Genomic DNA, 10,948 nt, shown 5'->3' with positions numbered 1-10,948 from the left:
ATACTATATCCATTTGAATAATCGGATTTAAAAACAAAAAAAACAGGCTGTTGAGAACACTTTCTCAACAGCCTGAAAAGACTTACATATGTAAGTCTTTTGGTTTCAAAGGCACTGATTATTCACTTTTATCAAGTTAATTTTCTTTTTATTCATAAAATTCAATTATGATTTCATGAGAGCCTCTCGTATCATCATAACAGGATTATTGCCTTTTAAAGTATCCTATTGAGAAGTTTGAATAAACCGACTTACTATCACACAAAATATAACGAAAAGATAAAAGTAGGAGTGATTAAAATGGATGCGACACGTGTAAAACAAATACTTTCTTCTTCTGCTAACATTAATGTAACCTATAATGGTACTTCTGTTTGGATCGATCAACTAAATGAAGATGGAAAAACAGCTACCGTTCATTTACGAGGGCCTTTAGAGGAAAGATCAGAAGTAGAGATTTCTGAACTAAAAGAAGTGTAGTTTTAGTTGTCCTGTTACTAAATATACGTTTGTTTAATAATGAAAAAAAGAGCTAACATAATGAAATGTTGGCTCTTTCCTATGCTCTTTATTGAAATTTAGTTTGCTCTGTCATCGCATCAAAAACCTCTTGTTGCGCTTGTTGGACTTGTTGTTTTTCTTGTTGAATATGCTGCTTTTCTTGATCAACTTTCCCTTGAAGTGTCTGTAACTGTTGTTGGCCTTGTTCAACTTGTTGATGTAACTGTTGCAAGTTTAGCTTTTGCTGTTGTACTTGCTGCTGCGCTTGTTGAAGCTTTTGCTGGGCCTCCTGAAATTGTTGATTCTCTATTTGCAAATTCTGTTGTGCCTGCTGAAATGGATTTAGCTGTTGCATTTGTTGCTGCACTTGTTGGAGTTGCTGTTCGGCTTCTTGTAACTGTTCATTCTCCGTTTGTAAATTCTGCTGGGCTTGTAGGAGATACTGTTTGGTCTCTTGTATTTCTAGATTGTCTTGTTGTCCTAGTAGTAGTTGCTTATCTTGTTCTACCATAATGAAAAGCCTCCGATCATCGTAGTTAGGTAACTTATATACCCAATAATATCGTGCTCATTATAGCTGTTTCTATGCTCATTCAACGTTCTTCAGCTGAACTCTCCCTTAAAAAACCGAAAAAATCAGCTCTATTTAGAGCTGATTCTAATGAATTTATTTTTTTTATTGCTAACCTTAGTGCTTTTAGGACCTATCCAACTACGATATTCACTAATTTACCAGGTACTGCTATGATCTTTCGTACCGTTTTATCACCGATTGCAGCTTGAACCTTTTCATCTTTTTGAGCGATTTCTACCATTTGCTCACGAGTTGCATCAGCCGGTATGACTAATTTCGCTTTTACTTTTCCATTAATCTGAACGACAACCTCAACCTCGTTTTCAACAAGCATCGATTCGTCGAATGTTGGCCATTCTGCATAACTAATTGTGCCTTCGTGACCAAGCTTTTCCCATAGTTCTTCCGCAACATGAGGTGCAATTGGAGCAAGCATTTTAACAAAACCTTCCATCAAGTCACGAGGTAACACCTCTTGCTTATACCCGTCGTTAATGAACACCATCATTTGTGAAATCGCGACATTAAAGCGTAACTCTGTCATATCTTCTGTAATTTTTTTCACTGATTGGTGGTAGACACGCGCAAAGCTTTCTTGTGCCTCTACATCTTGAATAGTGTTGCGCAATTGTCCTGTAGCCTCGTCAATAAATAGACGCCATACGCGATCTAAGAAACGACGAGCTCCATCTAAGCCATTTGTTGACCATGCAATTGCACCATCTAATGGTCCCATAAACATTTCATAAAGACGTAATGTATCAGCACCATGACTTTCAACAACATCATCAGGATTGACAACATTCCCTTTTGATTTACTCATTTTTTCGTTATTTTCCCCTAGAATCATCCCTTGGTTAAATAACTTTTGGAATGGTTCTTTTGTTGTAACAATACCGATATCATAAAGAACTTTATGCCAGAAGCGCGCATACAATAGGTGAAGAACTGCATGCTCTGCGCCACCAATGTAAATATCTACAGGTAGCCATCTTTTCAGTTTGTCGGGATCAGCTAGTACTTCTTTGTTCGTCGGATCAATATAACGAAGGTAGTACCAGCAACTACCTGCCCACTGCGGCATCGTATTCGTTTCACGACGACCTTTTTTCCCTGTTTCAGAATCTACTACCTCAAGCCAATTTATCTCATTCGCTAGTGGAGATTCTCCTGTTCCAGATGGTCTGATTTCTTTCATTTTCGGTAATTCAAGCGGTAGCTCACTTTCCGGAACTGTTGACATCGTGCCATCTTCCCAATGAATTACAGGAATTGGTTCACCCCAATAACGCTGACGGCTAAATAACCAATCACGCAAACGATACGTTACTTGCTTTTCACCAAATTGATTAGCTTCAAGCCAGTCGATCATATTTTGAATTCCAGTTTCCTTATCTAACCCATTTAAGAAATCTGAGTTTACGTGCTCTCCATCTCCAGTGTATGCTTCTTCTTCAACATTGCCACCAGCAACAACTTCACGAATGGTTAAATCAAATTGTTTCGCAAATTCATAGTCACGCTCATCATGAGCAGGAACCGCCATAATTGCACCCGTACCATAACTCACAAGGACATAATCAGCAATCCAGATAGGAATTGACTCACCATTCACAGGGTTAACCGCAAATGCCCCTGTAAAGACACCTGTTTTTTCCTTTGACAACTCTGTACGCTCTAAATCACTTTTTGCAGCTACTTTTGCTTTGTATGCATTTATTAGCTCCTGTTGCTCAGCGGTTGTAATGACATTCACTAACTTATGTTCCGGTGCTAATACCATATATGTTGCACCGAACAGTGTGTCAGGACGAGTTGTAAAGACTTTTACCTCTTCTCCTTCATGCCCATCCACTTTAAACGTCACTTCAGCCCCTTCAGAACGCCCGATCCAGTTGCGTTGCATGTCTTTAATACTCTCAGGCCAATCAAGTTCTTCTAAGTCTTCCAGTAAGCGATCAGCATAAGCTGTGATCTTCAACATCCATTGTTTCATTGGACGGCGTTCAACCGGATGATCCCCACGCTCACTCTTGCCATCAATGACTTCCTCATTCGCTAAAACTGTTCCGAGTGCTGGGCACCAGTTAACAGCAACTTCATCAATATAAGCTAAGCCTTTTTCATATAGTTTCGTAAAAATCCATTGCGTCCATTTATAATATTCTGGGTCTGTTGTATTGATTTCGCGATCCCAGTCATAAGAGAAACCAAGAGATTTAATTTGACGACGGAATGTATTAATGTTTTGCTCTGTAAAAATAGCTGGGTCATTCCCCGTATCCAGTGCATACTGTTCTGCCGGTAAACCAAATGCATCCCACCCCATAGGATGAAGGACATTATACCCTTGCATTCTTTTCATACGAGATAAGATGTCTGTAGCCGTATAGCCTTCTGGGTGCCCAACATGAAGACCTGCTCCAGACGGATATGGGAACATATCCAATGCATAAAATTTCGGTTTACTTTCTTCCTCTGTTGTTTTGAATGTTTTGTTTTCTTCCCAATACTGTTGCCACTTTTTCTCAATCTGTTCATGTGAAAACGACATCTTTGCTTCCTCCTAATTTCATGTATCTTTGTTCGAATGGCGATATGGATAAAAGGGTCAGACCCTTGGTGCTTCGCTTAATATCAAAAAAACCCCCATCCCTAACACACTGTTAGGGACGAGAGTTGTTATACTTCCCGCGGTACCACCCACATTAATGAAACTTCTACAAACTTCATTCGCTCTACACAAATAACGGTTGTGACCCGTTAGAAGCTACTGTATTCACTTCTAAAACTCAAAGGCGAGTTCATCATACTTGTTCGACTGACTTGCACCACCCGTCAGCTCTCTATTTTCCCAATTATGACTACTATTCCTTTTCTACGTCAGCATATGTACTTACTAGTATTGTATGAATTCACACGTCTTGTGTCAAGTAACGAAAAAGCCAATTTCTTGGCTTTTTGCTTGGAGGACACGCTTTAGTAGATAATCATACACAAACACGATGCCAATGAAAAAAACAATTAAGATTAAGAGCACTCAGATCAACATCTCTATTGAGAAGAAATCAACCAGCCATAGAGATTATAAGAAACCACAGTAATTACGGTATAATTATTTCCTCCCTTTCTTTCTAATTTCCAAGCCATTTTAGGTGATCTGCCTACGAATTGCACTCATTTTCATTCAATAGTATCCCAAAAAGTTTTGGCGAAACCTCCTAACATGCTACAATATAGAGCGATAAGTTGTTTTCTTGTTGCTGTGTTTAAAAAGAAAGGTGATACGATGATCAATCAAACGTTTGGGGACAAACGATATTATTCGTGGAATCAACATTTACGTGACCAATTCGGTGAAAAAGTCTTTAAAATACCACTTGATGCAGGGTTTGACTGTCCAAATCGTGACGGAAGCGTAGCCCATGGTGGTTGTACGTTTTGTAGTGAGCGGGGTTCAGGTGACTTTGCTGGAGATCGTAAAGATGATCTTGTGACACAATTTAATACAATTAAAGACCGTATGCACAATAAGTGGAAAAGTGGAAAATATATCGGCTATTTTCAAGCTTATTCAAACACGTACGCACCGGTTGAAACGTTACGTGAATACTTTGAACTCATTTTAGAACAGGACAGGGTTATTGGACTATCGATAGCAACAAGACCAGACTGTTTACCTGATGACGTCATTGAATATTTGGCCGAGTTAAATAAGCGGACATTTTTATGGGTCGAACTTGGGCTGCAAACGGTTCATGAACGCACAGCTTTGTTGATCAACCGCGCTCATGATTATAAATGTTATATCGAAGGTGTCAAAAAATTAAGGAAGTATGGGATTCAAGTATGTGCTCATATTATAAATGGGCTCCCTTTAGAAAATCATCAAAAGATGATGGAGACAGCCCGAGAAGTATCGAAGCTTGACGTCCAAGGAATCAAAATTCATCTGCTTCACCTTTTAAAAAAGACTCCAATGGTAAAACAATACGAAAAAGGGTTAGTCCAATTTATGAGCCTTGACGATTATATAAGCCTTGTTTGCGATCAATTAGAAGTCCTACCTCCTACTATGGTCATCCACCGACTTACTGGTGACGGTCCTGCTGAAACTATGATTGGTCCAATGTGGAGCATGAATAAATGGAGCGTATTGAATGGAATTGAAGCCGAACTTATCCGAAGGAATAGTTGGCAAGGAAAGTATTACCAGGAAGAGAGGGTGTCCTTATAGTGAAGGTACTAGGAATCTTACCTTTTGTACGTTTTACAGTAGAAAATGCACTAAGCCCTGGAGATACCGCTGTCGATTGCACCGTTGGAAATGGACATGACACCGCTTATCTTGCAACTCTTGTTGGGGAAGTTGGCCATGTCTACGGGTTTGATATACAAGAGCAAGCGATTACAAAAGCAGCAAACCGGTTAATTGATCAAGGCTTGGATAAGCGCGTTACGTTATTTCAATCTGGGCATGAGGAAGTACGGTCTTTTATCCCGCTAGACAAAGTAAATAACCTTAAAGCGGCTATATTCAACCTCGGCTATTTGCCGGGTGGTGACAAATCCATTGTCACAAAGGCAACCTCTACTCTAGCAGCTGTGAGTGCTTTACTCGACATGATGCCAACAGGCGGAACGATTGTCCTTGTTATCTATCACGGGCACGAAGAAGGGGAAAATGAAAAAAACAGTGTTCTTTCATTCGTGGAACAAATTGATCAAAGACATGCACATGTATTAAAATATGAATTTATAAATCAAGCAAACAATCCTCCATTTGTCGTGGCGATTGAAAAACGTTGAATTGACAACAAAATGGGGGCCCCCTTTTCAAAAAAAAATTAAAGAAGTAGAGAGGAGATTCTTACTTATGTCATTACTTAGCACAATTTTGGATCATAACGAACAGTTTGTTGCAGCAAAGGAATATGAGAAGTTTCAAACAACAAAGTTTCCTAATAAAAAGGTAGTTATTTTAACTTGTATGGATACACGCTTACTAGAATTACTACCTGCAGCGTTGAATGTTAAAAATGGCGATGCGAAGATCATAAAAAATGCTGGAGCCGTCATCTCCCATCCATTTGGAAGTATAATGCGTAGTATTTTAGTGGGAATTTATGAATTGCAAGCTGACGAGGTTATGGTTGTTGGTCATCATGGCTGCGGAATGACTGGTTTAGAGGCTTCATCGGTCTTAAAAAAAGCTGAGGCAAAAGGTGTCGATATGAAAACCATTGACACACTTGAATTTTCTGGAGTTGATGTTAAGTCATTTTTAACTGGGTTTGACAAAGTTGAAGACAATGTTCTACATAGTTGCAAAATGATAAAACACCACCCACTTTTACCGAAAAATGTTCCCGTTCATGGCCTTGTAATTTGTCCTAATACAGGGAAATTAGATTTGCTCATCGATGGTTACGAAACGACTACTACATAAATTACAGAACAAAGGGTTCGCCTCCAACTAGGGGCAAACCCTTGATATTTAAAAATAAGAAAAGTATAAATTCGAATGCCGATTCAAGCAGTGTGAGTTCAAAGAAGACTTTTGATTACTCAAGAAGGACAATAGCTCCACTCATTGCTTCAAAAGACCGCAGCTTGCTTTTTTTTCTTATTCAACGCTCACGTCGATACATCCAACTGTTTAGATAAAAAAGAAGTGTCGGTAAACCACCCATCTTAATCATCTTCTTCGATTTTATTTTCATCTCTTTGTCTTTCTGCACTTTTTCATCAGATATATAAATCGCAATAACTCCACGTATAATCATTTTATGAAATTTCGGATCAGGTAACTTCTCAATTAACTCTTCTGATTTCCCGACAAACAAACGAAAACGATCAATCATTTCCTCTTCGTTTTCATAATAAAACAAAAAGTTTAGTTCATCTTCTGCGATGTCTTCCTCTTGATCAATAAAATAATCTAAAAGAATATGGACACCTTGAAGCCAAGGATAGTAACCTTCTTTTAATATGTTAGCCGTTTCTTGCGTTAGATCGGATTTTGTTGCATACGTAGCTAATGTATAAATTCCTAAGGTTGACCCGGCACAAGCTGAAAACTCATACCAAGTCATTTCAGGTACTTTATGACGATGCTTTTCAAACCAGCTCTCAAGCCTAGGGATACGCTCTTCTTTCTTCACATGTTTATGCACTTGCAAATCACCGTAGTAACCACTTAATTCCAACATACCGGCTTGCACCTTATCAAAAGCTGGAAACGTTATAAGAATATCTTGGCACGTTTTCACTAAGGCATGTAAATACCCACCATCTTCTTGTTCCGTTCGATATTGATAATAATTTTTCAATTCCGCACCAGGAGTTAAGGCATCCAAAAGCGATTGATGTAGTAAACGAAAGTCATTTGGATCAAGTGCTGGACTTCGATCACATAGATTATCAAGGTAATCACATGCAATTTGATAAGCAATAATAAACTGAATCAAGTCTTCAAAGCGATCTTTGGCCACAAGACCATAAACTCCTCCTCCTTCACAATGAAACTCTTTTTTTTCAAGAGAATCAAGTGCTTGAGCTCTAAGTTCGGGATCCGGAATCGTTGCCGCTTTCTGCTTCCACGGATCGAAATATTTGTGGACAGTTGGAATTACTTCTTTATAAATCTTCATCAGTAATGGGATTGGTTTTGTCGGGGCGTTCAACAGCTTTCCTCCTAATCAATTTCATAATAAGAACCTTAGCACAATCATAGGTCACATACAATGACAACAAATCGACAGTTATTATGGGAGCAATAAATTTACGAATCCCACCGCATGACGGAAAACATCATCTCTTTCTGGCTCGTTAAACACTTCATGATAAAGTCCATCCCACTCTTTGTAATATTTCTCTGTTAACGTTAACTGATTAAACCAATCCCTTACTTCATATTTATTTACTACATAATCCTCACCTGATTGCAAGACTAGAAGAGGAATGTTTGGTAACTTTTCAGGATACCTGTGAGCCATCCGCATCGCTTTTGATAATTCTTGATACCACCTTGCCGATACTTTACTAACTCGTAACTCATCTCTTAAATATTGTTCACGTATGTCTTCATTACGTGTTACTAACTCAGAACGAATCCCTGAATTTTGACTCAATGACGGTGTGATTCGGTGCAACATTTTCGTTGCAAACTCTTTTGTTTTTGCTGGTGGTTTGCTTAAGCCTAAACAAGGAGAAGATAATATCACCCCTTGTATCATCGCGCCATTTCGCTCCATTAGTGTACGAATAACAATGAGACCGCCCATACTATGTCCTAATAAAAATACAGGCAATCCTTTGATTCGTGCTTCTTCGATCCACTCTTCAACCGAATCTAGATATTGGGTGAATGATTGTATGTGTCCACGTTTCCCTCTTGTTTTTCCTTGTCCAGGAAGATCTCCCATGACAACATCAAAACCATGACTATTCCATTTATGGGCGAGCCATTGATATCTTCCATGATGTTCTCCAGCCCCGTGAACAACAACTACGGCACCTCTTGGATCAGTCACTTCCCATTTCCACATTATGTATTCCTCCTTAGCAAATCAATTTTTTAATAGGACCATGACCTGCAAATATACGTTAAAATAAGTATAGCGATTTTATTACGAAACGAAAAGGATGTGTCTATATGATTTATCGATATCAAGATAAATTCCCTGTCATTGCTGAAAATGCCTTTATAGCAGATGGTGTTACCATTACTGGTGATGTTACAATCGGGGAAGAATCAAGTATTTGGTTTCAAACTGTTATACGAGGAGACGTATCACCTACAATGATCGGTAATCGTGTTAACATTCAAGATCAATCTATGCTCCATCAAAGTCCGAAATACCCTTTAATAATTGAAGATGATGTAACGGTAGGTCACCAAGTCATGTTACATAGTTGTACAATTCGCAAAAAAGCCTTAATTGGTATGGGCTCAATTGTTCTAGATGGTGCAGAGATTGGAGAGGGCGCTTTTATTGGAGCAGGCAGCCTTGTCCCTCCTGGTAAAAAGATTCCAGCTAATACAATGGCTTTTGGCAGACCAGCTAAAGTCATCCGTGGCCTAACTCAAGAAGATCTTGATGACATGGCACGCATTCGACGTGAATATGTAGAAAAAGGGCAATATTATAAACAACTCAAAGAAGAAATGAAAAATTAGTTGCTGTATGAATAAGATTGATTATTATTATCAATAATAGAAAAAGAAAAGAGCGAGTGCGTCGCTCTTTTTCTTTCACGATTAATGTTGTGCTTCAAATGTTTTACAATCCGTTTCTTCTTGTTTCTCTGCTTCTTTACCCGTATGACTTACCACATAAATTTTGTCTGCATCACACTGGTTACCTTGAGACCAATATACACAGTTATTCACTTCACATAACACATCTTGTGCCATATCACTCACCCCCTCTTACTTACATTTTGGCCAAAAGGGGTAAAAGCCATACAAAAGGACTCGTAAAAAAAGCGAGTCCTTTTGTATGGCTTTTTAGACATTCCAGTCTGTTAATGCGTTATCTCGGTCAGTTCCTATATTTTTCCGGTCAATTGCTCGTGTTTTCCGGTCATTCTAACCTCTAAGTAAAAGAAGAGACAGTCTCTCACATGAGCCTGCCTCTTCTAATTTCTTATAGTTCAGCTTGCTCTTTTAAAGCAGTTGCCTTATCTGTTTGCTCCCAAGGTAATTCCACATCTGTACGACCGAAGTGACCGTATGCTGCTGTTTGCTTGTAGATAGGACGACGAAGGTCGAGCATTTTAATAATTCCAGCCGGACGAAGATCAAAGTTGTCTCGAACAAGCGTAACAAGAGATTCTTCAGATACTTTGCCCGTTCCAAATGTATCAATTGAAATAGATACTGGGCGCGCGACACCAATTGCATAAGCTAGTTGAACTTCACATTTATCAGCAAGGCCTGCAGCAACAATGTTTTTTGCTACGTAACGAGCTGCATACGCACCGGAGCGGTCAACCTTTGTAGCATCCTTACCAGAGAATGCTCCTCCACCGTGACGAGCATAGCCACCGTATGTATCAACGATGATTTTACGTCCCGTTAGACCAGCATCGCCTTGAGGTCCACCAATGACGAAGCGACCAGTTGGATTAATGAAATACTTAGTATTCTCATCGATCAGTTCTTGTGGAACGACCGGATTAATCACATATTCTTTTAAATTACGTTGTATTTGTTCAAGTGTTACTTCTGGATGGTGCTGCGTAGAAATAACAATTGTATCAATACGTACAGGTTTTCCATCTTCATCATATTCTACAGTCACCTGCGTTTTTCCATCAGGACGAAGGTATGGTAGAATTTCATCTTTACGTACTTTAGTTAGACGACGCGCAATTTTATGGCTTAATGAAATCGGGAGCGGCATAAGCTCTTTTGTTTCATTGTTGGCATACCCAAACATAAGACCTTGATCACCAGCACCAATTGCTTCAATTTCTTCATCTGTCATTTGTCCTTCACGTGCTTCAAGTGCTTGGTTCACACCTTGAGCAATATCAGCTGATTGTTCATCAATTGATGTAAGGACCGCACACGTTTCATAGTCAAAACCATATTTCGCACGAGTATAACCAATTCCTTTAATTGTTTCACGGACAATTTTTGGAATGTCCACATACGTACTAGTTGTAATTTCTCCAGCTACTAATACGAGTCCTGTTGTTACCGACGTTTCACACGCAACACGGGCGTTTGGATCATTTGTTAAAATTGCATCAAGAATAGCATCGGAAATTTGATCACAAATTTTATCAGGATGCCCTTCTGTTACAGATTCTGACGTAAATAAACGTCTGCTTTTCAATTCTGTCATACTAATCATTTCCTCC

General features: G+C 39.0%; 11 protein-coding genes and 1 other annotated feature. Of the genes, 5 read left to right on the top strand and 6 right to left on the bottom strand.

The window, feature by feature from the left end; genetic code table 11:
• Positions 1-300: 300 nt before the first annotated feature.
• Positions 301-480: an H-type small acid-soluble spore protein gene (locus tag SAZ04_RS18835; protein WP_332698107.1), complete on the top strand. Its 180-nt coding sequence runs from the start codon at positions 301-303 to the stop codon at positions 478-480.
• 88 nt (positions 481-568) lie between these two features.
• Here the strand turns inward: SAZ04_RS18835 and SAZ04_RS18830 are convergent, their stop codons facing one another.
• Positions 569-1,012, bottom strand: coding sequence for a hypothetical protein (locus SAZ04_RS18830; RefSeq protein ID WP_332698104.1), 444 nt, complete (start codon positions 1,010-1,012; stop codon positions 569-571).
• 193 nt (positions 1,013-1,205) lie between these two features.
• Positions 1,206-3,629 carry a leucine--tRNA ligase gene (gene leuS / locus SAZ04_RS18825; protein WP_332698102.1) on the bottom strand — a complete coding sequence of 808 codons (2,424 nt, stop codon included), beginning with the start codon at positions 3,627-3,629 and terminating at the stop codon, positions 1,206-1,208.
• A gap of 111 nt (positions 3,630-3,740) precedes the next feature.
• Positions 3,741-3,965: a binding site (T-box leader), on the bottom strand.
• Positions 3,966-4,364: 399 nt separating this feature from the next.
• Here leuS and mnmL point away from each other — a divergent pair.
• From mnmL to SAZ04_RS18810, 3 genes are all read left to right on the top strand, one after another.
• Positions 4,365-5,312: a tRNA modification radical SAM protein MnmL/YtqA gene (mnmL, locus tag SAZ04_RS18820; protein ID WP_332698110.1), complete on the top strand. Its 948-nt coding sequence runs from the start codon at positions 4,365-4,367 to the stop codon at positions 5,310-5,312.
• The gene (mnmM, locus tag SAZ04_RS18815) at positions 5,312-5,884 is read left to right on the top strand and encodes a tRNA 5-(aminomethyl)-2-thiouridylate-methyltransferase MnmM (RefSeq protein ID WP_332698100.1); all 573 of its coding nucleotides are present in this window, start codon (positions 5,312-5,314) and stop codon (positions 5,882-5,884) included. Before mnmL ends, mnmM begins: the two co-directional genes overlap by 1 nt.
• A 67-nt stretch (positions 5,885-5,951) precedes the next feature.
• Positions 5,952-6,524: a beta-class carbonic anhydrase gene (locus SAZ04_RS18810; RefSeq protein ID WP_332698098.1), complete on the top strand. Its 573-nt coding sequence runs from the start codon at positions 5,952-5,954 to the stop codon at positions 6,522-6,524.
• 181 nt (positions 6,525-6,705) lie between these two features.
• On the opposite strand, the gene SAZ04_RS18805 is transcribed toward SAZ04_RS18810, so the two are convergent.
• Complete coding sequence (locus SAZ04_RS18805; protein WP_332698096.1) at positions 6,706-7,761, bottom strand: tetraprenyl-beta-curcumene synthase family protein; 1,056 nt, start codon at positions 7,759-7,761, stop codon at positions 6,706-6,708.
• A gap of 81 nt (positions 7,762-7,842) precedes the next feature.
• On the bottom strand, positions 7,843-8,625 hold the full coding sequence (locus tag SAZ04_RS18800) for an alpha/beta hydrolase (protein WP_332698094.1): 783 nt from the start codon (positions 8,623-8,625) through the stop codon (positions 7,843-7,845).
• A gap of 107 nt (positions 8,626-8,732) precedes the next feature.
• Between SAZ04_RS18800 and SAZ04_RS18795 the strand changes: the two genes are divergently transcribed.
• Positions 8,733-9,257, top strand: a complete 525-nt coding sequence (locus SAZ04_RS18795) for a gamma carbonic anhydrase (RefSeq protein WP_332698092.1) — start codon at positions 8,733-8,735, stop codon at positions 9,255-9,257.
• A gap of 81 nt (positions 9,258-9,338) precedes the next feature.
• On the opposite strand, the gene SAZ04_RS18790 is transcribed toward SAZ04_RS18795, so the two are convergent.
• Together SAZ04_RS18790 and metK are read right to left on the bottom strand one after the other, a co-directional pair.
• Positions 9,339-9,494 carry a DUF1540 domain-containing protein gene (locus tag SAZ04_RS18790; protein WP_332698090.1) on the bottom strand — a complete coding sequence of 52 codons (156 nt, stop codon included), beginning with the start codon at positions 9,492-9,494 and terminating at the stop codon, positions 9,339-9,341.
• 232 nt (positions 9,495-9,726) lie between these two features.
• Complete coding sequence (gene metK / locus SAZ04_RS18785; protein WP_332698088.1) at positions 9,727-10,932, bottom strand: methionine adenosyltransferase; 1,206 nt, start codon at positions 10,930-10,932, stop codon at positions 9,727-9,729.
• Between the last annotated feature and the right edge of the window lie 16 nt (positions 10,933-10,948).

The sequence above is a fragment of the Halalkalibacter lacteus genome (genome assembly GCF_036663595.1).
GTDB classification, from domain to species: domain Bacteria; phylum Bacillota; class Bacilli; order Bacillales; family Bacillaceae_D; genus Halalkalibacter; species Halalkalibacter lacteus.
The sequence above is the reverse complement of the archived record's forward strand: the minus strand, read 5'-3'. Positions and strand labels throughout refer to the sequence as shown.